25 protein-coding genes and 1 pseudogene are annotated in these 26,610 nt (G+C 48.5%); 12 read left to right on the top strand and 14 right to left on the bottom strand.

Annotation, left to right across the window (positions count from 1 at the left end; translation table 11 throughout):
- Positions 1-119: 119 nt before the first annotated feature.
- Positions 120-848, bottom strand: a pseudogene (locus XMM312_RS01775) (pyrimidine/purine nucleosidase domain-containing protein); the annotation flags it as partial.
- A 169-nt stretch (positions 849-1,017) separates the two neighbouring features.
- Here XMM312_RS01775 and XMM312_RS01770 point away from each other — a divergent pair.
- Positions 1,018-2,406, top strand: a complete 1,389-nt coding sequence (locus XMM312_RS01770; RefSeq protein WP_173480596.1) for a PhoH family protein — start codon at positions 1,018-1,020, stop codon at positions 2,404-2,406.
- A gap of 10 nt (positions 2,407-2,416) precedes the next feature.
- On the opposite strand, the gene XMM312_RS01765 is transcribed toward XMM312_RS01770, so the two are convergent.
- On the bottom strand, positions 2,417-2,956 hold the full coding sequence (locus XMM312_RS01765) for a pyridoxamine 5'-phosphate oxidase family protein (RefSeq protein ID WP_173480595.1): 540 nt from the start codon (positions 2,954-2,956) through the stop codon (positions 2,417-2,419).
- 284 nt (positions 2,957-3,240) lie between these two features.
- Here XMM312_RS01765 and mqo point away from each other — a divergent pair, with 284 nt between their 5' ends.
- From mqo to XMM312_RS01750, 3 genes are all read left to right on the top strand, one after another.
- Entirely contained in the window at positions 3,241-4,743 is a 1,503-nt protein-coding gene (mqo, locus tag XMM312_RS01760; protein WP_173480594.1) for a malate dehydrogenase (quinone), read from the top strand.
- Between the two features lie 78 nt (positions 4,744-4,821).
- Positions 4,822-5,127, top strand: a complete 306-nt coding sequence (gene yidD / locus XMM312_RS01755; RefSeq protein ID WP_371731412.1) for a membrane protein insertion efficiency factor YidD — start codon at positions 4,822-4,824, stop codon at positions 5,125-5,127.
- A gap of 2 nt (positions 5,128-5,129) precedes the next feature.
- Complete coding sequence (locus XMM312_RS01750; RefSeq protein ID WP_371740230.1) at positions 5,130-7,289, top strand: hypothetical protein; 2,160 nt, start codon at positions 5,130-5,132, stop codon at positions 7,287-7,289.
- Positions 7,290-7,319: 30 nt separating this feature from the next.
- Here XMM312_RS01750 and XMM312_RS01745 read toward each other — a convergent pair whose 3' ends face one another.
- A complete protein-coding gene (locus tag XMM312_RS01745) occupies positions 7,320-8,132 on the bottom strand; it encodes a mechanosensitive ion channel family protein (protein ID WP_173480592.1) in 813 nt (270 codons plus the stop codon).
- 103 nt (positions 8,133-8,235) lie between these two features.
- Here XMM312_RS01745 and XMM312_RS01740 point away from each other — a divergent pair, with 103 nt between their 5' ends.
- Together XMM312_RS01740 and XMM312_RS11580 are read left to right on the top strand one after the other, a co-directional pair.
- Positions 8,236-8,811 (top strand): TIGR04211 family SH3 domain-containing protein, encoded by a 576-nt coding sequence (locus XMM312_RS01740; protein WP_173488596.1) that lies wholly within the window; start codon positions 8,236-8,238, stop codon positions 8,809-8,811.
- A gap of 25 nt (positions 8,812-8,836) precedes the next feature.
- Positions 8,837-8,971 (top strand): hypothetical protein, encoded by a 135-nt coding sequence (locus XMM312_RS11580; protein WP_256368467.1) that lies wholly within the window; start codon positions 8,837-8,839, stop codon positions 8,969-8,971.
- Here the strand turns inward: XMM312_RS11580 and XMM312_RS01735 are convergent.
- Genes XMM312_RS01735 through XMM312_RS01720 form a run of 4 tightly spaced genes read right to left on the bottom strand, consistent with a single transcriptional unit; the run spans position 8,968 to position 11,489 of the window.
- Positions 8,968-9,171, bottom strand: a complete 204-nt coding sequence (locus XMM312_RS01735; RefSeq protein ID WP_173480590.1) for a hypothetical protein — start codon at positions 9,169-9,171, stop codon at positions 8,968-8,970. The two genes, XMM312_RS11580 and XMM312_RS01735, sit on opposite strands and share 4 nt — an antisense overlap.
- A 44-nt stretch (positions 9,172-9,215) precedes the next feature.
- A complete protein-coding gene (locus tag XMM312_RS01730; RefSeq protein WP_173488595.1) occupies positions 9,216-9,902 on the bottom strand; it encodes a M48 family metallopeptidase in 687 nt (228 codons plus the stop codon).
- 26 nt (positions 9,903-9,928) lie between these two features.
- Entirely contained in the window at positions 9,929-10,918 is a 990-nt protein-coding gene (locus tag XMM312_RS01725) for an NAD(P)/FAD-dependent oxidoreductase (RefSeq protein ID WP_173488594.1), read from the bottom strand.
- 7 nt (positions 10,919-10,925) lie between these two features.
- Positions 10,926-11,489: a glutathione peroxidase gene (locus XMM312_RS01720; protein ID WP_173480587.1), complete on the bottom strand. Its 564-nt coding sequence runs from the start codon at positions 11,487-11,489 to the stop codon at positions 10,926-10,928.
- A gap of 317 nt (positions 11,490-11,806) precedes the next feature.
- On the opposite strand from XMM312_RS01720, the gene XMM312_RS01715 reads away from it, so the two are divergent.
- The gene (locus XMM312_RS01715) at positions 11,807-12,289 is read left to right on the top strand and encodes a peptidylprolyl isomerase (RefSeq protein ID WP_173480586.1); all 483 of its coding nucleotides are present in this window, start codon (positions 11,807-11,809) and stop codon (positions 12,287-12,289) included.
- Positions 12,290-12,640: 351 nt separating this feature from the next.
- Here XMM312_RS01715 and XMM312_RS01710 read toward each other — a convergent pair whose 3' ends face one another.
- Together XMM312_RS01710 and rlmKL are read right to left on the bottom strand one after the other, a co-directional pair.
- Positions 12,641-13,855: an ammonium transporter gene (locus XMM312_RS01710; protein WP_173484656.1), complete on the bottom strand. Its 1,215-nt coding sequence runs from the start codon at positions 13,853-13,855 to the stop codon at positions 12,641-12,643.
- A gap of 244 nt (positions 13,856-14,099) precedes the next feature.
- Positions 14,100-16,262, bottom strand: coding sequence for a bifunctional 23S rRNA (guanine(2069)-N(7))-methyltransferase RlmK/23S rRNA (guanine(2445)-N(2))-methyltransferase RlmL (gene rlmKL / locus XMM312_RS01705; RefSeq protein ID WP_173488593.1), 2,163 nt, complete (start codon positions 16,260-16,262; stop codon positions 14,100-14,102).
- A 275-nt stretch (positions 16,263-16,537) separates the two neighbouring features.
- Between rlmKL and rmf the strand changes: the two genes are divergently transcribed.
- Positions 16,538-16,744 carry a ribosome modulation factor gene (rmf, locus tag XMM312_RS01700; protein ID WP_173480583.1) on the top strand — a complete coding sequence of 69 codons (207 nt, stop codon included), beginning with the start codon at positions 16,538-16,540 and terminating at the stop codon, positions 16,742-16,744.
- 99 nt (positions 16,745-16,843) lie between these two features.
- Positions 16,844-17,335, top strand: a complete 492-nt coding sequence (locus XMM312_RS01695; protein WP_173483285.1) for a peptide-methionine (S)-S-oxide reductase — start codon at positions 16,844-16,846, stop codon at positions 17,333-17,335.
- Between the two features lie 27 nt (positions 17,336-17,362).
- Here the strand turns inward: XMM312_RS01695 and XMM312_RS01690 are convergent, their stop codons facing one another.
- The gene (locus XMM312_RS01690; RefSeq protein WP_173488592.1) at positions 17,363-18,400 is read right to left on the bottom strand and encodes a quinone-dependent dihydroorotate dehydrogenase; all 1,038 of its coding nucleotides are present in this window, start codon (positions 18,398-18,400) and stop codon (positions 17,363-17,365) included.
- A gap of 119 nt (positions 18,401-18,519) precedes the next feature.
- On the opposite strand from XMM312_RS01690, the gene XMM312_RS01685 reads away from it, so the two are divergent.
- Entirely contained in the window at positions 18,520-19,371 is an 852-nt protein-coding gene (locus XMM312_RS01685) for an ion channel (RefSeq protein ID WP_173488591.1), read from the top strand.
- A gap of 4 nt (positions 19,372-19,375) precedes the next feature.
- Here XMM312_RS01685 and XMM312_RS01680 read toward each other — a convergent pair whose 3' ends face one another.
- Positions 19,376-20,257, bottom strand: a complete 882-nt coding sequence (locus tag XMM312_RS01680; RefSeq protein WP_173488590.1) for a TIGR01777 family oxidoreductase — start codon at positions 20,255-20,257, stop codon at positions 19,376-19,378.
- Between the two features lie 80 nt (positions 20,258-20,337).
- Between XMM312_RS01680 and XMM312_RS01675 the strand changes: the two genes are divergently transcribed.
- Positions 20,338-20,952, top strand: a complete 615-nt coding sequence (locus tag XMM312_RS01675) for a riboflavin synthase subunit alpha (protein WP_173488589.1) — start codon at positions 20,338-20,340, stop codon at positions 20,950-20,952.
- On the opposite strand, the gene XMM312_RS01670 is transcribed toward XMM312_RS01675, so the two are convergent.
- Positions 20,931-21,827: a LysR family transcriptional regulator gene (locus tag XMM312_RS01670; RefSeq protein WP_173480577.1), complete on the bottom strand. Its 897-nt coding sequence runs from the start codon at positions 21,825-21,827 to the stop codon at positions 20,931-20,933. The genes XMM312_RS01675 and XMM312_RS01670 overlap by 22 nt on opposite strands.
- Positions 21,828-21,943: 116 nt before the next feature.
- Between XMM312_RS01670 and XMM312_RS01665 the strand changes: the two genes are divergently transcribed.
- Positions 21,944-23,557 carry a GMC family oxidoreductase gene (locus XMM312_RS01665; RefSeq protein WP_173488588.1) on the top strand — a complete coding sequence of 538 codons (1,614 nt, stop codon included), beginning with the start codon at positions 21,944-21,946 and terminating at the stop codon, positions 23,555-23,557.
- 43 nt (positions 23,558-23,600) lie between these two features.
- Here XMM312_RS01665 and XMM312_RS01660 read toward each other — a convergent pair whose 3' ends face one another.
- Together XMM312_RS01660 and pepN are read right to left on the bottom strand one after the other, a co-directional pair.
- Positions 23,601-23,987, bottom strand: coding sequence for a hypothetical protein (locus XMM312_RS01660; RefSeq protein ID WP_173483291.1), 387 nt, complete (start codon positions 23,985-23,987; stop codon positions 23,601-23,603).
- Between the two features lie 14 nt (positions 23,988-24,001).
- The gene (gene pepN / locus XMM312_RS01655) at positions 24,002-26,605 is read right to left on the bottom strand and encodes an aminopeptidase N (protein WP_173488655.1); all 2,604 of its coding nucleotides are present in this window, start codon (positions 26,603-26,605) and stop codon (positions 24,002-24,004) included.
- Positions 26,606-26,610: the final 5 nt, after the last annotated feature.

Below are 26,610 nucleotides of genomic sequence, written 5' to 3'. Positions count from 1 at the left end.
ACATCCTGTCCTTATCTTTGTCAGTATTCCGTTAGAGACTGTACTGACATCAGCCTTCTGCTAGATGCCTTTATTTACGCAGCATTTTGCAATGTCAATAATCTGTTGTTTAACTGTGCAAGACGTTTCTCAATGTCCGGCATGGTAATCAGTTCAGAGACAATCGGATTGGGCGATTCAGCCGCAATGATGCCGGGTTCAGTAATGCCTATGTATCTTGGGTCGCTAATGCGCTGTTTAGCGTGTGCAATGGTGGCCCCTTTCATTGGACCTTTCATAGCACCGGGGCCACAGCCGGTACAGATATTGAGGCCTCTTAAGCCCAGTTCGTAACCCACTTTTTTGGTGTAGGCGTACTCATGGCGAGCAATGGAGTGACCGCCCCAACAGACCACAATGTTGGGTTTAATGTTAGGTCTTAGTGATTTAGCGTGTCTTAAAATATGAAACACCGTATTGGTCAGTGTCTCACCTGGCGTTAAGCCCTCACAGACATCATTAAGCTCGTCTACTACATAGACAAGGTCTCGTAACACCGAGAAGAGGTGCTCACGAATACCATCGACCAATTCGCCATCCACAAAAGCCGACGCTGGCGCGTTGATCAGATCCAGCTGCACACCGCGGTGTTTATTGACGATGTGCACATCAAACTCTTTGTATTTCTCAAGCACTTCGGCCGTACAGTCCATCTCACTGCCGCAGTTTAGAACCGCCAAAGCACATTGGCGAAATAGAGGGTATAGACCTGAATCGCTTCGATCCCGAATACGCTCTACTTCATAGGGTGAGAGCATATCCAAGCTCTCAAGAGGTTTGACGCTGGCACTGACAAATAGATCGCTCATAACACTCTCCTTCGCGTAATCACGATGTCATTATTTACGTTTATACATGAAGGATAGATGACATTCAGCTAATCGGCAGAACATATTTGCCAAAGGCGAATGCATCGATTAGTTTAAAGTTATCGGTGAGTTTTTCATCGATCCCTCTCTGCTGCAGAAGGAACCGCCAATGAGCGCATCCAAGCTTTATATCCTTGATACCAACGTGCTGTTGCACGACCCTAAGTGTCTTGTCGAGTTTAAAGAGCAAGATATTGCTATTCCGATGACCGTCCTTGAAGAGCTCGATGACATCAAAGATCGGAAGAAGAACGTAGCGGCAGAAGCGCGCGCTGCGATTCGCGAAATTGATAAAATTCTGAGCAACGCCAAAGATCCTTCAGAGATTCTAGACGGTGTGCAGATTTTACTGGATGGTAAAGAGCGCGAGATCGTATTTGGTAAGCTCTCCATCTACCCTGATCATGAACTGGCTCATGACAAAGGGTTCTTGCCAGCAGACCACAATAAAGACAACCGCATCATTAACTGCGCCCTTCACTTGCAGCGAGTGCTTCCTAAGCGCCAGGTGATTCTGGTCACTAAAGATTTGAACATGCGCCTTAAGGCGATGGGAGCTGGCTTAAAACGCGTTGAGGATTACCGTACCGACCAGCTCGTATCAGACATCGATCTACTCCCAGCGGGCCATCTGCATCTAGAGACCCCTTTTTGGGAGGGGGTTGATTCCGTTGAAAGCTATCACGAAAACGAGCACACCTGTCACAGAGTAGACCGCGAGGTGCTGCCAGAGACCTACCCTAATGAATATATTTGGGACGACTCGCAGGATTTTGCCGCTAAAACCAGCCGTGTCGAAGGTGACAAGGTCATCCTTCAGGATCTGGGCTACCAAAACCTGATGCAGCAAAACTGCTGGGGCATTTCACCCATCAATATTCAACAAGCCTTTGCCATGGAAGCGATGCTGGATCCTAATATTGATCTAGCCGTTCTGCTTGGATCCGCCGGTTCGGGTAAAACCTTGGTTGCCCTAGCCAGTGCTCTGGAGTTGGTTATTGAACAGCGTCGCTACAATAAAATTATTGTCACTCGCTCGACGCCACCGGTCGCTGAAGATATCGGCTTTTTACCAGGCACCGAAGAGGAGAAGATGACTCCATGGATGAGTGCGATTAACGATAACTTAGAAGCGATGCACGAACAGGACGAACGCCCGCAAAGCAGTGTTAAGTATGCGATTGAGAAGGCTAACATTCAGTTCAAGTCTCTCAACTTCATACGTGGGCGAAGCATTCAGAACGCCATTGTTTTGATTGATGAAGCCCAAAACCTAACGCCGCAACAGATGAAAACGATCCTGACTCGTTGTGGTAAAAACACCAAGATGGTCTGCCTAGGCAACTTGGCCCAGATTGATTCAAACTACCTAACAGCACTCACGTCGGGCTTAACTTACATTGTTGAACGCTTTAGAGACTACGAAGGCTCTGCCAGCGTTCACTTTGAGGGAATCTTCCGCTCTAAACTGGCCGAATACGCCGAAGAGCATCTCTAAACATCCCGTTTTAGGGTACCAGTGCTGTGACTCCATCTGGGGTCACGGCCACTCTTTGATGACCCTCGCGATTTAGCTGCAGAAGATCAAACGAGCTGATCTTAATCTCCACCACACAGAACCAGTTCTGTTCGACAAATTCCACCAGTGGATCAATTTCTGAACCCGGTGGTAACTTGGTCGTGTAGTCCGCAACCGTCGGCCCCTCTTTGACCCTATCCCAACGTTCATCAATGGCTTCCTTGTCACTCATTAACGTCGCTAACCCTTCAGCTCGTAACTGCTGTTTTAACTGTGGATTCCAGAAGCAGAGTGAGACATTTGGATTATGTTGCAGCTGCAAAATTTTTGGTGATCGGGAGTCACTATAGAAACGCAAAAGCCAGTTATTCGATTCGATCTCTCTTAAGACAACAGAGCGTGATTGCGGTCGACCAGCATCATCCACTGTAGAGAGAGTAAACACCCTCCAAGGGTGCCCTTTTTCCACCAGCGCATCTTCAACAAATCCCCACAATTCAAGGGGTTTTAGACTTTTTAAGTCGATCATTGGATACATCCATCTGAGACATTGGTCTATCTTGAAAAACCGTCCATTTCGCCGAAGTCCAGTAACTACGTGGCTTATAGTTATCTGTCATAGCTGTATAACAAAACAGTTAGGCGATAGAGACTAGAAACCATGATGCGGCGCAATATAATTGGCACCACTGAAATATGGGTGACACATTTATCTGTTACCCACCGCCTCACTTCCAAGGCCTATTTGCCAAAAGCTTATAGGAGATTGAGTCGTAAGGCACATTTGTTCAACACACAGATGGTAGTCGAGTTATGGATTCAGAAGTAGATGTATTGTTAGTTGGCGCAGGAGCGATGAGTACGACGCTTGCCGTTATGCTCCAGGAGCTGGACCCTAATCTGAAAATGATGATGGTCGAACGTCTCAACCACGTGGCTAGCGAAAGCACCGATGGTCTTAATAACGCGGGTACTGGGCACGCAGCCTATTGTGAGTTGAATTACACCCCTCGCCAGGCTGACGGCTCAATTAACTGCAGCAAAGCTTTCTCAATTAACGAATGTTTTGAGATCAGCTTGCAGTTTTGGTCATACCTTGTGAATAAAGGTGCGCTTCCTCATCCTAAGAAGTTCATCAACACAACGCCCCACTGCAGTTTTGTCTGGGGTGAAGATAACGTCGATTTCCTTCGTAAGCGCCACCAAGCACTTTCACAGCACCCTCTTTTTGAGGCGATGGAGTACAGCGAAGATCCTGAGCAAATTCGCGAGTGGATGCCTCTAGTGATGCAAAACCGCGAAGATAACCAGCCGATTGCTGCTACTCGCGTGCGATATGGATCGGACGTTAACTTTGGTGAACTTGCGCGCTTCATGGTCAATTTCCTTGAAGTTAGTGGCAACTTCGAACTCAAACTGTCGTCAACAGTCCAAGATCTTAAACAGGAAGAGGATGGCCGTTGGTGCGTCAAACTGAAACACTCTGCTAAGCCAGACACCTACAAAGTCCGTGCGAAGTTTGTCTTCCTCGGTGCCGGTGGTGGAGCTCTACCTCTGTTGCAAAAATCTGGCATCCCTGAAGGTGAAGGGTACGGCGGCTTCCCAGTTAGTGGTCAGTGGTTGATCTGTAAGAACAAAGAGGTCATCGAGCGTCACCAAGCCAAGGTATACGGCATGGCCCCCATTGGTGCGCCACCCATGTCAGTACCCCACTTGGATACCCGTGTTATCAATGGTGAAAAAGCACTGCTGTTCGGTCCTTTTGCAGGGTTCACTACTAAGTTCCTAAAAAATGGCTCGTTGATGGATCTGCCGATGTCATTGAGCCCAGACAACTTGATGCCAATGATGTCAGTTGCCCGCAACAACATGGATCTGACCAAATATCTAATCAGTGAAGTAATGCAGACGCACGGTTCACGTGTAGAGTCACTTCGCAACTTCTTCCCAGATGCTGAAGAGAACGATTGGGAACTCTCTTACGCCGGTCAGCGTGTCCAAATCATCAAACCGGGCAATGAAACCAAGGGTAAGCTAGAGTTCGGTACAGAGGTGATCTCTGCAGCTGATGGTTCGATAGCGGCACTATTGGGCGCATCACCGGGTGCATCAACGGCAACCAGCACGATGATCTCGATCATCGAAGAGTGCTTTGCTGAGCGCATGCAGAAGTCGAACTGGTCCGAGAAGCTAAAACAGATGATTCCATCCTACGGTGAATCATTGGCGACCAATAGCGATCTTCTTCGTACGGTGCGGGCTAAAACGCTTGAGACACTACAACTGGATGAGAAAAAGGCCTCTCAAGCGGCCTAACTCTTTCTATTTCTGGGACCCCACCGGATTGGTTTATTGGCGTTAAAGGACTACCATTGCGTCAATAAGGAGTCCGGTGTGGTTAAACATTTTTTTGAACATCTTCTCGTACTGACGGTTCGGTTCTATCAACTGTTCATCAGTCCTGTACTGGGTCCGCGCTGTCGATTCTACCCAACCTGCTCTAGCTATATGATCGAAGCGATTCAACTGTACGGCCCCCTCAAAGGCACACTGCTCGGTTTAAAACGCATTGGACGCTGCCATCCAGGGTCTGATGGTGGGATAGATCCGGTTCCAGGCAGTGAGCTTGAGAGCAGTTATCAACAAGAACTTGCCGAACAAAGCTGCGGCTGTTCACACCCTGAGAACAAGGAGCACTGATCGTGTTTTCTACTGCCAGCCTTACAGGCATTGCTCTGCTCTACATGGCTCTTCTGTTTGCATTAGCGATTTTTGTTGAGCGTAAGGTAAGGAAACAGTCTGGCCTTAGCTTCCAGGGACCCATCTACGCCCTCTCATTGGCGGTCTTTTTTACCTCTTGGACTTTCTATGGGAGCGTTGGATTCGCGCTTGAGAACGGACTCCAGTTCTTTGCCATCTATATCGGTGCCATTCTAGGTCTACTCTTTGGTGCCAAAGCGATCAAAAAAATGGTTCTGGCCAAAGAGAGTTTTCGTTTAACGTCCATTGCCGATTTCATATCAACGCGATATAGACGATCTCAGCGTATTGCCGCTCTGGTGACCATCATTGCGATTCTAGGACTGATGCCGTACATCGTCCTTCAGTTACGAGCGATCAATAGTGCGTTTGATGTACTGACTAACGACTCAGCAACCCAAGGCAGCTGGTCGGCTGTCATCATCACACTGACGCTCGCGTTTATTACGATTCTTTTCGGTGCCCGTAAAATTGATCCCACTGAGCGCCACCAGGGCATTATTGCCGTGTTAGCCGCCGAGTGTCTGGTAAAGTTGTTTGCCTTCATTGCCCTGGGTCTGTTTGTCACCTTTGGTCTGTTTGATGGGTTTGACGATCTCTTCACACAGGCGGAGCAGGCCAACTTACAACCGGTTTACAGCTTCGGTGGAGCTGACAGCCTTTTAACCTGGGTTGCCCTAATCATACTGGGTGCTGCCGCCATCTTGATGCTGCCAAGACAGTTTCATGTCACGGTCGTTGAAAATCCGGGTACGACACACATCAAGAGCGCCCTGACGCTCTTCCCTATCTACACGCTTGGCATCAACCTATTTGTTATTCCTATCGCACTGGCCGGGCTGTTGCTCGGGCTTCCAAAAAGCTCCGGTGATCAGTTCGTTCTACTGATACCTAAGCTCGCAAATAGTGAAGTGATGGCCCTGGTGGGTTACCTAGGTGGATTTGCCGCTGCCACGGGTATGGTGATCGTTACCCTGATTACCCTAGCGACGATGACATCAAACCACTTGGTGATTCCCATCTGGCGTCGTTTTAAACCGAATCTCAATTTAGGTGCCTCACTGCTCCATCTGCGCTGGATACTCATTCTAGGCATAGCGTTAATTGCCCATCTGTTTGCCAACCAACTCGATGCACCTTACTTGTTAGTTGCATTGGGTTTAATCTCGTTCGCGGCAGTTCTGCAGTTAGCACCCGCTGGGTTAATCGGTCTATTTTGGCGTAAAGGGAATAGTTTAGGCGCAGCACTGGGCTTATTGTCTGGCTTTATTCTCTGGGGCTTCACCTTAGTGCTACCGCCTATGATTGGTGAGGGTTGGATCGATGCCAGTGTTATGACGAATGGATTGTTTGGCCACTCATGGCTGCGTCCTAATGCACTGTTTGGACTGGAGTTTTTACCCCCACTCGCCCACGGCGTATTCTGGTCACTTTTGTTTAACATCACGCTGTATGTGGTTGGCAGTAAACTCTACAAGCCTCGTAAGGTTGAGAGAGCCCAGACAGAAGAGCTGTTTAACGCCACTAACGAGGTGTTAACGGACCGATATCGCAATGCCCGCCCCACTGGGCTTGAAGCCTATATTGAGCGTGAACCGAAAACCCAAGAGGCTGAGCTTCTTCTCAACCGTTTTCTAAGCAGTGATGCGGCGGATCAGGTACTTGGCAGCATTTTGACGGACCTCCAGCTAGGTGCTCGCACTCATTTCACCATTGTCGAGTTGATGGAGTTTCATCGACTACTCGAGCAACGATTAGCCGGCTCTATTGGCGCAGCAGGTGCACATTCAGCGATTGAAGAGTCTATTCGCTACTCCGACCGGGAGTCCGCCGATCTGAAAGCGCTCTTCTCTCACATTGCTAGCGAATTAAAACTGAGCAGCTCAGAAACCGAAAACAGCCCTCTGTTTGAGTCGCTGCAAGACAATAACGAACAGCTTAACAACGAGCTCGCTAAGCTAAAAAATGCGAATAAGGTGTTAGAGGAGAAAGTTGATCGTCAGTACGAAGTGATTCATGGGCATCGCTTGGAGATACAGAAGCTAACCCATGAAAACCAGACACTGAAAGCACGATTGGGGCTCTCAACTGATGAGAGTTAGTACCCGCAGGGTAAAGAATCAGAGGAGGCTTTAGGCCTCCTCTTTTTTTAGATGAACATCCATTTGCGGGTAAGGAATGGAGATTCCCTCAGCATCAAAACGCACTTTAATCTCTTCAGTCAGTGCCCAACGGACCTCCCAATAGTCTTCGGTTTTAACCCATGGGCGCACAATGAAATTAACGCTGCTATCGGCCAATTCTGATACCGCAATTTTAGGGGCAGGATCCTCCAAGACTCGACTATCGGCCGTCACAACCTCTGTTAAGATCTGTTTTGCTTTACGCAGATCATCGTCATAACTGATACCAAAGATCATATCGATACGACGTGTCGGTCTACGGTTGTAGTTCGTGATGATCCCTGAATAGATCGAACCATTTGGCACAATCACTTCGCGGTTATCTCCGGTACGCATCACCGTATTAAAAATCGTGATCTCTTCAGCTACGCCGGATATGCCAGCCACTTCGACAAAGTCACCCTCTTTGAATGGGCGGAAGAAGATCAGCAAGACACCCGCAGCAAAGTTTTTCAACGAGTCCTGCAGTGCCAGACCGATTGCCAAACCTGCGGCACCGACCAGAGCGATCAATGAGGTGGTATCAACACCCAATTGACCCAGCGCGGCAACGATAACCAGCAGCGTCAACAGAATGCTGATGACGGAGCGGACAAAGTTGACCAGCATATTGTCCATTGATGTACGGTGCAGCCCTCTCTCAAGCAGTCGGGTTGCAAATTTGACCAACCAACGACCCACCACAAAGATGGCCAAAGCCGTGGCGATATTGATAGACCAAGGGACTAAGTAGGTATCCATAAGAGATTGCAAATCAGGCATAGTTAATCGTCCAAAAGGCTAAATTTAAGCTGCGGGTAAGGTTGATAGTGATAAATTCACCCCCATATCTACACTATAACCTAGGTAAAGCAGTTTCCCATCTATGCGTTCATTTTTTTCTCTATTTGCTCTTCTTATGTCAAGCCTACTCTATGCGGCTGATTACCATATCGCCGATGATGTTCAACTCTTCATGCACAGCGGTCCCTCTTACGAATACCGCATCGTCTCTAGAGTTCGCAGTGGCGATCCCGTTACTCTGTTAGAGCGCGGCAAAGATTACACCAAGATTAAACTGGCCGATGGCAAAGAGGGTTATGTTCTCACTCGCTACCTAGCTGAGGGGCAAAGTAAATTGACAGCTCTACAAACTGAGCTACCGGATCTAAAGCAGCAGGTCGCGTCGCTTAGTGAAGATTTGGCAAAGAGAAACGATCAAATTACCCAACTCGAAACAGAGTTGGCAAGCTACCGCGATGAAGCGACTGACTCGACCACAGAGCTTGTCATCAAAGATAAACGGATTCGCGAACTTGAGTTTCAAGTCGCTAATATGGATCAATCAAACCTAATGCGCTGGTTAACCCATGGCGGACTGATCGCCTTAGCAGGTTTGGTCGTTGGATTGATCCTTCCCCACCTTCCTCGTCGTAAGAAGAGACAGGATGAGTGGTTTTAATTAACAAAAACAGAGAGAAGTGATTATGGAAATGGTTATTCTAGGCGCTCTGTGTATTGCTGCAGCACTGTACATCATCAGCACAAATATGCAGTCTAAAAAGCCTGTTCTGCAGCCGATTCGTATCGAAGAGCGCAGCCAGAAAAAGCGTCGCCGCTAAGCTAAGTCTTCATCGGTAATGGGACGTGGCGTAAAGTCTGCGATCCCATTTTCAATGGTCCATGCACGACGCCCCTGCTCGACACGAATAACACCTTTGAATCGTGCTTGAAGGTAAGGTACGACCTCTTCAAGGGTGTCGATATCACACAAAATCACACCACCACGATCATCTTCAGTCGAAAATAGAAACGATTGCACCGTACACCTCTAATAAACAGTCACGCCAGTCTAACAACTTACTTCTACCACTTTAAGTAGGCGAAGCGATCTTTTATCTCTTGTTTGGCCAATTGATACTCTGGAAAGAAGCGGCTGACCAGGGCCCAAAAGCGTGGACTGTGGTTCATCTCTTTCAAATGACAGAGTTCGTGAATAATTACATAGTCCTGCAGAGTGTGTGAAAGGTGTATCAATCGCCAGTTAAGCGAGATCTCACCGCGACTCGAACACTGCCCCCATTTACTCGTATAGCTACCGATATTGACGGATGAGGGCTTTAAACCAGTAAAGCCCACTAACTGCTCTGTACGTGCAATCAACTGTTGTTGGGCAGCACCCTTTAGCGAAGCTTGAAGCTGGCGTCTGATCGACTGGTCTGTTGAGCGCGCATTGACTTTAACCCTGACGCAACGGCCAGTGTGACAGATTGTTTTCTCTTCGGGTGTTAATTGAGAGACCTTCTCAAGTTGGTAGTTGATGCCATTAACGACCAGAGTCTCTGAATGCAGATCAATGGACTGCTTACTCAATGCTTTCTGCTGTTGTACTAGCCTAGGCGTGACCCAGGCCTGTTTGCTCAGAACCCATTGGTGAATATCAGCCTCACTAATGAATAGTGGTGCTTTGACAACGACTCTACCCATGTCGATTTGAATCGACAGAGTTCGACGTCTACTGGATCGCTCTAGGGTATATTCGAACTCAATCAATCTGTGCCATCTTAACTATGCGGGTGTTAGGACAGACTACCGCTTGTACTATAAGAGTCAATAATGACATCGGCCAATTCATTGGCACTCTTCCAAGCTCCTGCCAAACCGGGCTCATTAATCCAGTCTCCACAGGCGCCAATCGAAAGTTCAGCATCCCACAAAGGTTCCGTTAATTGAGCACTCTGCAGAGTTCGACTGTAGAGCCAACGGTGAATTTTTGAGGCGCTAGGCTCTATCGATTCACCCAGCCAATCAGACAATAAGCCCTCTATTTTTTTCAGCAGAGCCCCCCGATCATCATCAATGTGTGATTCGCTCCAAGATTCTCGCATTTCAACTCGAACCAACAGCCCCTCTCGGCCAGGTTTGTCACTCTCGACCACGATACGGTAGAACTCTGGATGCTCTCCCTCAATCACAGAGACTCCGTCTAAGCGCGATGGTCGCGTCTCTAACTGAAACAGTGCAATCCAATTGGCTGAGGTTGCTGCTTGCTCAGCGCGATGAGCAAAGCGTGGTGAGGTTTCCAGAAGAGGCACCGCCTGTGGCGCGGGCGCGGCAACAACTACCGCATCAAAATAGTCGATCAGTTCACCTTGATCATCTCGAATCAGTACACCCTGCTTATCGCTCCACACGACACCTATACGGGTTTCAGTGTGGAGAGTAGTACCTTTGAGAAGTTCACGAGTAAACAGACTGTTACGACCCGCGCCGATCTTGTACTCAACGGACTCATGTTGTGTGAGGCTAAAATCCGAGCGCGTGGTAATCCAGGTCTCAATCACACCCGCTTCGACATACGCATTTAAGAAACGCTCAAACTCGCTGGAACAGCCATCTAGATAGGGAGCACCTAGATCAGCAGAGAGTTGACCCACGCGAGAAGAGGCTAAACGCCCACCCGTTCCTCGTGATTTCTCAAACAGATCAACAGTAAAACCTGAAGAGGTCAGTCTATTGGCGAGTGTAGCACCGGCTAAACCAGCGCCGATAATAGCTATCCTTGGCATATTGATCCTATGAATTGGGCTCTACCGCAATGGCCTTTTCAACGGTATTAATGAAGCCTCTGTTTTCGGGCGATGTGACACTTGAGTAGACATCAATGACTTTACCATCACGGCCAATCAGGTACTTGTAGAAATTCCATTTCGGGGCGGTTCCTGTCGCAGCAATCAAATCCGCCCATAGAGGGCTCGCTTGATCCCCACGAACCACTGACTTCTCAAACATCGGGAACTTAACACCGTAAGTTAAACGACAAAACTCTCTGATCTGCCCCTCCTCACGATACTCCTGATTGGCGAAATCACCGCTAGGGAAACCTAACACTGCAAAGCCTTGGTCTTTGTACTTAGCATGCATCGCTTCAAGACCTTCATACTGCCCGGTAAAACCACACTTACTGGCTGTATTGACGATCAAGACCACTTTGTCTTTGTACTCTTCGCAGAGGTTGACCTCTTTTTCACCGGCTAGCTCACGAACGGTATGATTCAGCACGTTAGTGCAAGTATCAGCTGAGGCTGTTTTAAAGCCAAAAACGGCTGCCAGTAGGGTTAATATTTTCATAAGCTTCATTGTGCGCCTCGGTGTTGATTTTTACTTCAATATTTACGCTCAGATAGAGGTTTCGGATGACCGATACAGAGGATGACAGGTTGAAACCTGTTAAGTACACGGATGTGTTGTATGCGGTAATTGCAGGAGCAAATTACTGTCACCGGTGCTTTGAACTATCTACGGAGTAACCGTGACTGGCTTCAGCCTGTCATCGGCTCTTAGTCATCGGTGATTTACCCTACAACCTGCCCTTGTAGTTTGTTAGCATAGTCGCCTACATTCACGGAGCACTGCGATTCACTAATGGTCTGCATCTCCAATATAAGGAGAGAAAGATGCAAATCGCTGACAAAACTGTTGTCTCTATTCACTACACTCTTACCAATGCTTTGGGCGAGACGATTGATAGCTCTGTAGGACAGGATCCTCTTGTCTACCTACAAGGTGCTCAAAACATCATTCCCGGTCTAGAAAACGCCCTAACTGGTAAAGCGGTTGGTGATGCACTTCAGGTTACCGTTGAACCGGCTGAAGGCTATGGCGAGATTCGTGATGAATTGATCCAAGAAGTTGATCGCAGCGCGTTCCAAGGCGTTGATGATATCGATGTTGGCATGCAGTTTATGGCTCAAACACCTTGGGGGGAGCAGCCTGTAACCGTTGTTAAAGTTGAAGGCGACCAGATCACTCTTGATGGCAACCACCAGCTTGCTGGTGAAACGCTCAACTTTGATGTTGAAGTGGTTGAAGTACGTGAAGCAACCGCTGAAGAAGTTGAGCACGGTCATGTTCATGGAGCTGGCGGTCACCACCACTAATCCACCATCGATCTAACATTAAAAAAGCCGAGTTAAATAACTCGGCTTTTTTGTGATTGTTGCAAGGGAACCTGCGAACAAGTCCATAGTATCTCAGCGAGACCTGAAATGTGCAGATACAAGGCGCTTCTCGCCGCTAATGGCCGTAGCCCTTAGCAAGAGGAGCAACGCCGTAGATGCATATTGCAGGCCACGCCCTTGGGGGCTTACAGTCAAATCCACCCTCTGTGTTGCGCTTTCTTGACTTAGCCCGCTAGGCCTTCGAAACCACGCCTTGATGATGAATTCGACTGTAAGCCTGAGATGCCATGGACTTATTCGCAGGTTCCCTAGAGCAACGGGATCAATCGCTTATTTGCGATCATCCGAAGTGGCTTCGATACGGTGAATACTTAGATCCGCACCACGGAACTCGTCCTCTTCATCCAGACGGATGCCCGCTACTGCATTCACAATACCGTAAACCAGGAAGCCACCGATCAAGGCCACTGCGATACCTGCAAGAGTACCCACAACCTGAGCACCTAGGCTTACGCCACCAAGACCGCCTAGTGCTTGGCTACCGAAGATACCTGCTGCAATACCACCCCAGGCGCCACATAGACCGTGTAGAGGCCATACACCCAGTACGTCATCGATCTTCCACTTATTCTGAGCCAGTGTGAACAGCCAAACAAATAGTGCACCGGCAATACCACCTACAAACAGCGAGCCAATTGGGTGTAGAACGTCAGAACCAGCACAGATCGCAACAAGACCCGCAAGCGGACCGTTGTGAATGAAGCCTGGGTCGTTCTTACCAAGAAGGGTCGCAACGATGATGCCGCCGACCATTGCCATCAAGCTGTTGACTGCAACCAGACCAGAGATACCGTCCAGTGTTTGAGCCGACATCACGTTGAAGCCGAACCAACCGATACATAGGATCCATGCACCTAGAGCGAGGAATGGAATGTTTGATGGTGGGAACGCCACAACACGATCGTTACGGTAACGACCTTTACGTGAACCTAGAACCAAAACAGCCGCTAGGCCGATCCAACCACCGACACCGTGGACTACGACAGAACCAGCGAAGTCGTGGAAGCCTGCACCAAAGGTCTCTTCAAGCCAGCCCTGGAAACCGTAGTTACCGTTCCAGATGATGCCCTCGAAGAACGGGTAGACTAGACCCACACAGAGTGCAGCTGCGATAAGCATTGGGTAGAAGCGAGCACGCTCAGCCACACCACCCGAGATAATTGCAGGAATCGCTGCCGCAAAGGTCATTAGGAAGAAGAATTTCACCAACTCATAGCCGTTACCTTCCGCTAAAGTGGCTGCATCGGCAAAGAAGGTGACGTCGTAGGCAATCCAGTAGCCAACAAAGAAGTAGACCACTGCAGAGAAACCGAAGTCGGTCATGATCTTAACCAGTGCGTTGACCTGGTTTTTATGACGGACAGTACCTACCTCAAGGAATGCGAAGCCAGCATGCATCGCGAATACCATGATGGCACCCATCAAAATGAATAGTGTATTGGAACTTTGTACCAGTGTTTCAACGGCACTGTTGATCGTTTCCACCCTTAATCTCCTCAAATTGCTTAGAAATGCACATATAGGGTGCAGCTCTATATTTCATGCACACTTTTGGTGCATTTAATGACTATGCGATGAGTTTTAGACGGCTTAATAAAAAAAGATAAAATGTTTTTTCTATCTACTTTCAATAACTTAAAAACTAATCACTCACTTTCAGCAAACTCCGTGCTGCAAGACTGTGCATTAGTTAGCAAGTAACGTACCAACTTTGGGCATTAAACGAATTTTATGCCTTATGGCGGATCTCAAAGCTGTAGTGAATCTTCGAGTTACGTTTGAAATCAGGATCAATCGTACGATGAGAAGTATCCACAATCTCAAAAGCTTCGAGCTGCTCGTAGTCCAACTTAAAGCGGCGATAGTTATTTGAAAAGATCAGAAGCCCACCGGGTTCAAGCAACGCCATTGCCCCTTTAATCAGCATAACGTGGTCACGCTGCACATCTAGGATGTCAGACATTCTCTTAGAGTTAGAGAAGGTCGGTGGATCCATAAAGATGAGATCGAAGGTCTCTGAACGAGGGCGATCAAGCCACTGAATACAGTCCGCTTGAACAAAATCAGCACGTTTAGCGTCAAGTTTGTTCAGTTCAAAATTGCGTCGGGCCCAATCGAGGTAGGTTGCCGACATATCGACACTGGTCGTGCTGGCTGCACCACCGGCAGCCGCATGGACACTGGCGGTAGCGGTGTAACAGAAAAGATTTAGGAAACGTTTACCCTTAGCGAGAGACTGAATCTGTTGCCTAACAGGACGATGGTCTAGGAAAAGACCTGTATCTAGGTAATCTCTTAGGTTGACCTCGAACAGACAGCCATGCTCTTGTACCGTCAGCGTCTCACCCTGTTCGGTCTGTCGTTGATACTGATCGCTGCCCTGCTGACGCTTGCGTTGTTTCAATACAATCGAGTCTGTGCCCAAAGCAAACACTCTTCCTACAACGGCCATCACATCTTGAAGTCGCTTAAAGGCCTTTACAGGATCGACTTTCGCAGGCGGCGCATACTCCTGAACCACAATCTGATCAGCGTATCGATCGATTGCGACCGCGTACTCTGGCAAATCAGCGTCATAGACTCGGTATGCCTCGATTGACTCACGTTTCACCCACTTAGAGAGCTGTTTAAGGTTTTTCTTAAGTCGGTTCTCTAACATCAGCGCCCCTTCAGACAGGGGTGCACTATCTTGGTGCGCAACATCCGAATCGGAATCTGCACTGTTTTGCGGCACACCCTCCTGCGGGTAGACGGTAAATAGCAATAATTGACTGGGCAGTGCGCCATTAAAGAGCTTGTAGAGCTTGTCTGCACGCAGACCCATCACCTTGCCAAGCTCAGGGTTCGAAGTGAACACCCCCACACGCCAGTGATGCGCTTGGGCTTTTAAGAAATCACCCAGCTGGCTGTAGAGAAATCTTAGACTTGAACGATCACCCAATCGCTCACCATAAGGGGGGTTAGTAATTAACAGCCCTTTATCTTCAGGCGTTGGAAGTGACAAGCTGGCCAGATCACAACGTTCAAAATGGACGAGTGATTCGACACCTAAGGCTTGAGCGTTGTTGTTTGCACGCTGCAGAACGCTTGAATCGGCATCAAAACCACTTAGACGAGGGTAACCCTCTCTGTTTAGCCCTGCTTCACGGCGCTGTTTTGCATCTTGGTAGATCTCTTGCCAGATAGACGGCTGGTGTTGGCACCAACGATCAAAGCCCCAGCGACGACGTAACAGACCCGGCGCAATATCCGCCATCATCAATGCTGCTTCAGTGATTAAAGTTCCCGAGCCACACATAGGATCGACGAGCTGTTTAAAGTCACCTTGATTGGACCAACCCGCACGCATTAATAGCGCTACTGCAAGATTCTCTTTAAGCGGTGCGGCACCGGTTTGAAGTCGGTATCCACGGCGGTGCAGACTCTCACCGGATAGATCAATCGCTACCTGAGCTGTCGTTCTGCGCAGATGAACGTTGATGCGCAGATCAGGGTACTGTTTGGCAACAGAGGGACGACTGCCGGTCTCTTCACGAACGGAGTCAACAATCGCATCTTTCACTTTAAGAGCGCCAAAGTGGGTGTTATTAATCGACTCATTACGGCCGTTAAAATCAACGGCTAGAGTCCCCTCAGCCCGGATGTGCTCCAGCCAATTAATCGACTTAATGTCGTTATAGAGAGCTTCTGTCGAGGTCGCATCAGCCTCTTTCAAGAGCAGCAGTACTCGGTTTGCAAGACGTGACCACAAACAGATCGTGTAGGCTGTGGCGAGATCACCCTCTACCTGAACCCCTGCTTGAGTCTCTTTTAACCCCTCTATACCGATCGACTTCAACTCGGCTAGCAGTAGAGACTCAACGCCCTTAGGGCAGGTAACGAATAGTTTCATTTCAACACTCAATTTGGTTAACGCCGAATGAAATGAAAAATTTTCATCCGCTATATTGTCCCTATTTTAAAGCATTACGCTTCATCTGTAAGTTACTGATTCAGCCGACTTTGCTGCTGAAGCGAAAAGGTTAAATCTATTAGAAGGGGAATTTAAATTGAGCAATACAATTACTTTAAATTGCCAATCTGGTCTATTACTAAACTGTGACTACCAATTGTTGTCGCCAAAACATCACTGCGAAAGCAGATACTCACTCAATACGAGGCGTATATATGAAAAGACAAAAACGAGAACGTAGCAATTCACTATACAAACGCGGTTTTACTGCCGGACTGGAGGGTAAATCACAGTCAGATTGTCCGGTATCTACGACAGACTTACGCAGCCACTGGATGACAGGATGGCGCGAAGGGCGAGAAGCCCACTGGAATGGCCAATCAGGTGTTTCAGCGATACAGGTCAATCCAAGTTATCACTAACAACATTTAATCAAGTAAGGCTCCTAATGATACCCATAGGAGCCTTTTTCGTTTTAAGATCCTCACTTCACAGTTAAACACCAATGTTAAGCAGAACGAATGGAACAGATTTACTTCGCTGGAGGCTGCCTATGGGGTGTCCAAGAGTTCATGAGGCATATTCCTGGCGTCATTAGCACGCAAGCAGGCCGAGCCAATGGCACGTCTAATAGGACAGACGCTGAGTACGATGGCTATGCGGAGTGTGTACAGATCGACTTCGATCCTGAACAGATAGCGCTAGGCGAGCTGATCGAGTGCTTGTTTGAAATAATCGATCCCTACAGCATCAACCAACAAGGCCAAGATATTGGTCCCAAATACAGAACGGGGATCTACAGTCGAGAGCGCGAACACTTGGACGAGGCACACCGAATACTCAAAAGCCGCGAGGATTATAAACAGCTGACTATTGAGGTACTCCCCCTATCCAACTATGTCAAAAGTGATGACGAGCACCAGGACCGACTGACACGTCATCCCGAGGATCATAGTTTATGCCACATCCCGCTAACACTGCTCTATAAATACAAAAAAGCCGCTAATCGATAGCGGCTATTCAGTGTCAAAGCGTTGAGCTTAACGGTGTCCCAACAAACGACGATCACGAATCGCCTCAGCCGCTTCAGTGATCAGTTTAGGACCACGGTAGATGAAGCCTGTGTAGACCTGAACCAAGCTAGCACCCGCCTCGATCTTCTCGACAGCGTCAAAACCTTCAGTGATACCACCAGCACCAATGATAGGCAAAGCACCATCCAACTCACGTGCCAAGATTTGGATAGCACGAGTCGATAGGTTGCGTACTGGAGCACCACTTAAACCACCCGCCTCTTTTGCAAATTCAGAGCTCTCTACACCACCTCGTTCAATGGTGGTATTGGTCGCAATCACACCATCCATCTCGTAAGTTTTGAGAAGATTAGCGGTCGTTACGAAACCCTCTTCATCCATGTCGGGCGCAATTTTGATCGCGATCGGGACGTATTTGCCGTGAATACCTGCCAAGCGGGCTTGTTCATTCTTCAGCATGTCCAAAAGAAGGTTGAGACTATCGCCCTGCTGAAGATCACGAAGACCTGGCGTGTTCGGGGAGGAGATGTTAACCGTAATATAAGTAGCGTAGGGGTAGACCTTACGCAGACAGATTAGGTAATCATCGGCCGCATTTTCATTAGGGGTATCTTTGTTCTTACCAATGTTGATACCCAGTACGCCTTTAAAGTTAGACGACTCAACATTCTCGATCAGTCGATCTACACCAAGGTTGTTAAACCCCATGCGATTGATGATCGCGCTGTGCTCAGGAATACGGAATAGACGAGGTTTAGGGTTGCCTGGTTGAGGACGAGGTGTCACGGTGCCGACTTCAACAAAACCAAAACCCATGGCTGCCAAACCGTTAATAGCACCCGCGTTCTTGTCCAGACCCGCGGCCAATCCAACGGGGTTGGGGAAACGAATCCCCATGACTTCCGTCGGAGCGTCCACCATTTTCGCACCAAGAAGCTTCGGCATACCCAGATCGGCGGCCAAGTTCATACTGCTCAGTGCAAGGTCGTGAGACTTCTCGGCATCTAAGCGAAACATCAAAGAGCGGGCTAAGTCGTATAACATGATTATCCAATCGAAATTTTAGTTGTGCGAATTATACAGAGTGGTCAATCTGAATGACAGTTTGCTTAAGTCACCGGTGTCATAAATAATATTCATCTATCTATTCAGGAGATCAGCCGGTGACTCAGCACAATAAGCACAACCGTTTAATGGGCATTTTAGGGGTCCAAGGCGTTGATGTTAGAGAGAACCACAGAGCCAAACAGTGGGGAAGCATTTTTGAGTGGCCACTTCTGTTTCTGGCGTTTTGGATACTGATCGACTGGTATTTTCAAACCACAAACCATCACGAACAGCTCGCCATTATCGGTTTGAACGACTGGGTGATCTGGGGCTTTTTTACCTTAGATCTGGTAGTTATGTTGGCGTTAGTAGACAACAGACTGCGATACCTAAAAGGCAACTGGATGAGCCTGGTCATCGTGCTGACCGGAATTCCGATTTTATTGAACGCTTTAGGCCTGCAAAGCGGGGTCTTAAGATCACTTAGGCTGCTGATTTTTGCCAGTATATTCACACGACTATCTAGCGATCTTCGCTCGGTGTTAGGCCGGCATAACCTTGGAGTAACTCTGGCGATCGCACTAGGATTTCTGATACTAGCTGCCTTCCTCATCTCTGGACTGGATCCGGCGTTTAAAAACCCAATCGATGGCTTCTGGTGGGCTTGGGTCACGATGACAACCGTCGGCTACGGCGACCTTGTTCCAACCACCCTTGAGGGGCGTATCGTTGGCATGCTTCTAATTTTGGTTGGCATCGCGATCTTTTCAATGCTGACCGCAAGCTTCTCTGTCTTTTTTATCGAAAAAGAGGAAGAGGAGAAAAATGACCGGGAAGACGCCATGGTGCGACGCCTTCAGATGCTTGAAGCTCGTTTAGAGCGAATAGAACAAAACCTCAATAAAGCGGTGACTTCGTTGGAGCAAATTCAAACACTCGAGTCTGAAAAACGCTCACCAAAAAGTTAACGGATTAGATAACAGCGGTTAAGGCCTGATCGAGTGAAGGGTATTTGAACTCAAATCCGTGCTGAGTCAACTTCGAAGGAATCACAGCCAAGCCCTCCGTCAGCAGTGCAGCCCCCTCTTTACCAAGCATCAACTTGGGCATAAAAGCTGGCATTGGCAAAAAGGTTGGACGCCTCAAAACTTTGCCAAGCTCCTCTGTAAATACTTGGTTAGAGACTGGATTAGGTGCGGTCAAATTGAAAGGCCCACTCGCATCAGGGTTATCAATCAAAAATAGAATAACGTTGACCTGATCGTCCAGATGAATCCAGGACATCATCTGCTGACCGTCGACAATGCGACCACCTAATCCCAGTTTAAAGGCAGGTAGCATCTTCTTAAGGGCGCCACCCTTACCAAGCACGATACCCGTTCTGAGCAGCGCCACTCTGACACCCTCTTGTTCTGCACTTAAAGCTATGTTCTCCCAGCTTTGGCAAAGCTCACTGGAGAAGTCTTGAACCAGAGGTTGATCCGCCTCAGAAAGCGCCTGATGACTGCGAGTCGCCCCGTAAAAACCGATCGCAGAGCCACTGACTAGCACTTTGGGTTTAACCTCTTGTTGAACAATCCAACGCACTAACTGCCCCGTAACTCCTTCACGACTGGCACGCAGGGCCACTTTTCGCGAGTGAGTCCAAGGTTTATCGGCGATCGGTAAGCCAGCTAAATTGACGATGGCATCGACGGCGGTGTTCAGGTCAGACAAATTTGAGATTGTTTGAACACCGGCCACTTTCGAGGGTCGTTTGTGTATCAATAGAGTGACTCGGTCACCTCGAGCGACGAGCGCCCTAGCAACTGCATCACCAATAAACCCTGTACCGCCTGTCAAAAGAATGTGCATGCTGTTAAACCCTTAACTGTTTGCTTTATCTACGTCCCATGCTAGCGTTCGGACTGCTAAAGCTAAAGGAAGAATCGATAATGTTTACTGGTATTGTTCAAGGTGTGGCGACTGTCACTGCCCTAACCCCAGCTGATAATTTTATGACACTGCAGCTTGAGTTCCCGGCTGACTGTTGTGATAACTTCCAGATCGGAGCCAGCGTCGGACTTAATGGTACCTGCCTAACCATTACTTCATTTGAAGCTAACAGAGCCACGTTTGATGCGATCCAATCGACACTAGAACTGACCAACCTAGGCGATTTGCAGGTCGGGTCACAGGTCAATTTTGAACGTGCCGCTAAGATTGGCGATGAGATTGGTGGGCACCTAATGTCGGGCCATATTTGCGACCGAGTAGCGATAACAGCGATCGAAAAGACAGAGACCAATTGCCGAGTTGAGTTTGATCGTCCGAGCCAATGGGCACCCTATCTATTGGATAAAGGGTTTGTCGGACTGAATGGATGTAGTTTGACGATGACGCAAGTAACGGATGACCGTTTCTCTGTTTGGCTAATCCCAGAAACCTTGGAGCGCACACTGTTTGGCAAAGCTAAGGTAGGTGATCTGATCAACCTAGAGATCGACCCTCAAACCCAAGCGATTGTCGATACCGTCGAGCGTTACCTTCAGGAGCGTGGCAAAAACTGATCTCTGTGCTGCGCGATTAACTGCTCTAACTCAGTTGAGATAGAACGCACATTGGCGCGACGCCTCAGCTCTAGTGGCGTCAGCAGCCAGTAGCTTCGTATAAAGCTAATCTCCTTTGGCAGAACCTGAACAAAACGCGGGTCATCTTGCACCATATAATGGGGTAACACCCCAAACCCTCCACCATTAGCAATAAACTGGAATTGGGACATCACGGTTGCCCCCTGAAAGCGCTCAATCAGTTGGTCATCGATCAATCGGTTAAACCCTAACTGCTCAGTGTAGAGTATATCGGGAATATAACCGGCAAACGGGTGCTGTTTAACCGATTCAATATCCTCTAAATCTACGGAATTATTCTGCAGATACTCACGACCTACATAGAGAAAAAGCTGGTAGTCCGTCAGTTTCTTACAATGAATATCCCGCCTCTCAGAGGGCTCCAATGTGATCGCTATGTCCACCTCACGCTTCATCAAGTTAAGGCTCTGTGGAACGGGTACCAAGCGTAGGTTTAGATCAGGGTTACGATGGACAAAATGGGTTAATTGATTGGCTATAAAGAGGTTTCCCAAACCATCTGGCGCCCCAATTCTTAGGTTCCCGGATAGGGATCGCTGATCTGAAGCCGCTCTCTCTTTGGTCAAGACAGTAATGTCTTCACACTGTTGAGCCAGAGGCAAAACAGCTTCACCGGCCGGAGTGAGGTGCAAGCCTTTATCATCCGCCTCAAACAGTGGGGTTTGCAACGCATCTTCAAGAGCGGCTATTCGACGCGACACCGTTGTATGGTTCACGCCCATTCGTTTTGCTGCAGTCAAATAACGACCCGCGCGAGCGACCTCGAGAAAGTAACGCAGATCGTTCCAATTCAATTTGTCATCCATCATTTGTGCAATTTAGCACAGCAAACTAGCAAAATAATCAAAAACTACTGCACAAATAATCATAAGATAGTGAACACACCAATAAGTATAGAAAGGATAACGCCATGTCTGCTGTCAAAGATCTTGGAACTTACGATTACGTCATCGTTGGCGCTGGGTCGGCCGGCTGTGTATTAGCCAACCGTTTGAGCCAAGATCCAAACACCCGCGTGCTTCTGCTTGAAGCGGGTGGCAGTGACAACCAGTTTTGGGTCCATGTTCCAGTGGGTTACCTCTACTGTATAGGCAATCCGAAAACTGACTGGTGTTTCTCGACTGATGCCGAAGAGGGTCTTAATGGTCGTTCACTCATCTACCCTCGAGGTAAAGTACTCGGTGGCTGCTCTTCGATTAACGGCATGATCTACATGCGTGGACAAGAGCGTGACTATGATGAGTGGGCATCATTAGGCAATCAAGGCTGGAGCTGGCAAGAGGTTCTTCCCTATTTCAAACGTTCTGAACGACACTACCAACCCGCTGATGAGTTCCACAATGATAAAGGGGAACTGTTCGTTCAAGAGCAGCGCTTGAGCTGGCCTATTCTAGAAGCCGTTCGAGAGGCGGCTGAAGAGATTGATGTACCGAAAACCTCAGACTTCAACCGTGGTGATAATGAGGGTTCAGGTTATTTCCCAGTTAACCAAAAAAATGGCATTCGCTGGAATGCACGCAAAGCCTTTATCAACCCCGTTAAAGCACGACCTAATCTCACCATTATGACTCACGCTCAAGTCACCAAGCTGCGCATTGAAAACCGACGCGTTGTGGGTGCTGATCTCATCGTTAACGGGCAAGTTGCGAGCGTAACGACCGATAAAGAGCTACTGCTCAGTGCCGGTGCGATCAATTCGCCACAAATTCTACAGCTTTCTGGCATTGGCCCTGCCAAGGTTTTAGCGGAGCACAAAATCGAGATGGTGCACGAGCTCCCTGGTGTCGGTGAAAACCTACAGGACCACCTACAGTTGCGAACCATCTACACCGTTGAAAACACAAAAACTCTGAATGAGTGGCAGTCAACCCTGTTGGGTAAAGCGCAAATTGCGGCTGAATACTTCTTAAAACGTTCAGGCCCAATGTCAATGGCCCCCAGTCAGCTCGGTATCTTTACTAAATCCTCGGATGAGCATGCTACGGCGAACATTGAGTATCACGTTCAACCTCTATCGCTTGAGAAATTCGGTGAGGATCTGCACGAGTTTCCGGCTATCACCGTCTCGGTCTGTAACCTGCGTCCAGAGAGCCGCGGTACCTGTCATATTCAATCGACCGATCCTAATGTTCCGCCAGCAATTAAACCGAACTACCTTTCGACGGACGGCGATCGCAAGGTTGCAGCAGATAGCTTACGCCACGCTCGCAAGCTAATGGCGACTCAGCGTTTACGTGAATTTAATCCAATTGAGTTAAAACCGGGCGCACAGTTTCAATCGGATGAAGAGCTCGCGAAGGCCGCAGGTGATGTCGGTACAACAATATTCCACCCGGTCGGCACCGCAAAAATGGGCAGTGATGAGATGTCCGTTGTGGATGCGCGATTGAGAGTGCACGGCATTGACGGTCTGCGCGTAGTGGATGGTTCAGTGATGCCAACCCTTACCTCGGGTAATACTCATGCACCGATCACTATGATTGCAGAGAAAGCGTCTGACATGATCCTTGAGGATAACGCTTAAACTAAAAGGGGCAGATCAATGATCTGCCCCTTTGGGATTGAGACTATTTGTAGATTCGCTCATCAAAAGGATCTACAGGCTCTTCCAGCATTTCGTCCTCTTTGAAGAAGAGTACGCGTCCTTCGAACTTAAACCCCTTAGTCGAGAACCAGCGTTCTGCCTGTTCACGCCCCTCTTCCGCTTTTCTCACCTCCAACCAAGCCATCACGACTCGATAGAAGAAGATACCAAACAGAGCAGCACTCGCGCCTAAGAAGAAATCAGAGGCTAGAGCGAAAATCAGTAGCACCAATGCAACAATCCAGACCTTAGAGCTTCGCGCATTTTTCAGTGCATCGTTTTCAGCCCCGTACTGATCTAGAAAGTTCAGGTAACGACGGTAGTTCTGTTGCAGATCAAACTTAATCGCAGAATCGATAGAGATAGCCATACCGATGACTCCTATTACACCAAGCTCTTACTGACGACTTCATAAACATCGGGCGACAGCGCCTTCTGCTTCATGATGCGTTCCAGTTGAGCTCTCATTAACTTTTGCTTATCACTAGTATAGCGCTTCCAGCGAGTTAAAGGCGTTAACATTCGCGATGCAATTTGAGGGTTCTGTTCATTCAAGCGAATGATCCAATCAGCCAAGTATTGGTAACCCGAGCCATCCGGCGCATGGAATTGAACTGGGTTTGCACTGGCAAAAGCACCAATCAGACTGCGCAGTTTATTGGGGTTTTTTGCATCAAATAGCTCATCGTTTTCAAGTGCTTTAACTCGATCCAGAGCGCCCTCTTTGGAGTCACAGGCCTGCAGTGAGAACCAACTGTTCATCACCAGCGCTTCACCTGACCACTGCTGCTTGAATGCCGCAAGCGCCTGTTTAGCTGCTTGGGCATCTTCAGAGTGAACCAGTGCCGCCAGTGCAGACTGTTGATCGGTCATATTATCAGCGCTGTTGAACTGCTCCATTGCTAACTCAATGGCGCCTTCATAGTTAGCCGCGATCAGGTAACTCAAGGCTAAATTTTTCAGACTGCGCTTAGCCACTTGATCTGCAGTTGGTTGGTAAGCCTCTTTAGAGGTGCAACGCTGATAGACTGCCAACCACTCTGGTGCTAGGGCTTTGCCTAGGGCTTTGACAAAAGCTTTACGAGTCGCGTGAATCGCTTCAACGTCAATGACCTCAGCTAATTCACTCAGATAGGCTTCGCTCGGCAAGGTGCATAACTTAGCGAGCATCGCCTCATCTAAGGACTCATCTTCCAGTAACGCTCGCCAAGCATCTAAAAGCGCTGCGTTGGATTCGACCGCCGCACCCGCAATGCCTGCTTGCAGTTTGTTCACTAAGTAGCGCTGTCCCGACTCCCAACGGTTAAAGCCGTCAGTATCAAAACGCATCAGATGCAGCAGTTGCTCATCCGTGTAGTTAAAACGCAACTTAATCGGTGCTGAGAAGCCGCGAAGCAGAGACGGAGTTGGCTGTTCAGAAAGGCCTTCGAAACTAATGCTCTGTACCTCTTCCGTAAGTTCCAAAACACCTGAAGAGAGTTCCGTCCCCTCCTGTGTGAGCAGTCCAAAACGGATGGGCATATGGAAGGGTGCTTTATGATCTTGACCTGGAGTGCTTGGGCAGCTCTGTTTAAAGGTCAGCTGGTAGGTTCCTGATGCAGCATCCCACTGATCAGAGACCTCAACCACAGGAGTACCTGCTTGGGAATACCAGCGTTTAAACTGTGTTAAGTCGCGCCCTGAAGCCTCTTCCATCGCGGCCACAAAGTCATCCGTCGTAACGGCCTGGCCATCATGACGATCAAAGTAGAGATCCGTCCCTTTTCTGAAGGTCTCTTCACCCAAAAGCTGATGGATCATGCGCACCACTTCTGCGCCTTTCTCATAGACGGTCAGCGTGTAAAAGTTTGAGATCTCGATAAACGATTCCGGTCTCACCGCATGCGCCATGGGGCCAGCGTCTTCAGCAAATTGTGCCGTTCTCAGCAGTGTCACATCTTCGATTCGCTTCACGGTTCGCGAGTTCATATCGGCCGAGAACTCCGCATCACGAAAGACGGTAAAGCCCTCTTTAAGACTTAACTGGAACCAGTCACGACAGGTGACACGGTTGCCTGACCAGTTATGGAAGTACTCATGAGCAACCACCGCCTCTACTCGCTGAAACCCAAGGTCTGTAGTGGTCTTTTGACTGGCTAATACACAACTGGTGTTGAAGATATTGAGGCCTTTATTCTCCATCGCACCCATGTTGAAGAAGTCGACGGCCACGATCATGTAGATATCAAGATCGTACTCACGGCCATAGACCTCTTCATCCCAGCGCATCGATCTCTTTAGGGAGTCCATCGCATAGGCAAGCTTGTCGTGATCTTTAGGTTCAGCAAAAATTTGCAGCTGAACTTCACGTCCAGAGGCTGTTGTGAACTGATCTTCAATGCAGCTTAAATCACCCGCCACTAAAGCAAACAGGTAGGCGGGTTTGGGGTGTGGATCCTGCCAAGTAGCCCAATGACGTCCGTCATCAGTGACCCCTTTATCAACGGCATTACCGTTGGATAGCAACACGGGATACTGTTCGGGATCAGCAATGATGGTTGTCTCAAACAGGGACATCACATCAGGGCGATCAAGGTAATAGGTGATGCGTCTAAAGCCCTCTGCCTCACATTGGGTACAGAAGACACCATCCGAACGGTAGAGACCCTCCAATGCAGTGTTCAGCTGTGGCTGAATGCGACAGAGCGTTTGCAGAGTAAATTGATCAGGAACAACCTCAATCGTCAGTGACTCATCCGTGACCTTATACTCGCCTTCAGGCACCTGTTGGTCATTAATGCAGAGTCGTTTGAGCTGAAGGTCTTTATCGCCATTTAAAATCAGAGGGGCGTTGCGAAGATGAGATTCGGGGTTACGGCGCATCTGCAATGTTGCAAAGACTAACGTCTCCTCTTCATCCAATTCAAAACGAAGCGCTACTGAGTCGATCAAAAATTCAGGAACACGGTAATCTTTTAGATAAATTGTGTTGGGTTGTTCACTCAAGATTGTCT

It is taken from the genome of Marinobacterium sp. xm-m-312 (assembly GCF_013283295.1).
Classification (GTDB): domain Bacteria; phylum Pseudomonadota; class Gammaproteobacteria; order Pseudomonadales; family Balneatricaceae; genus Marinobacterium_E.
Note: the sequence above shows the minus strand (reverse complement) of the source record. Positions and strands in the feature narration are given on the sequence as shown.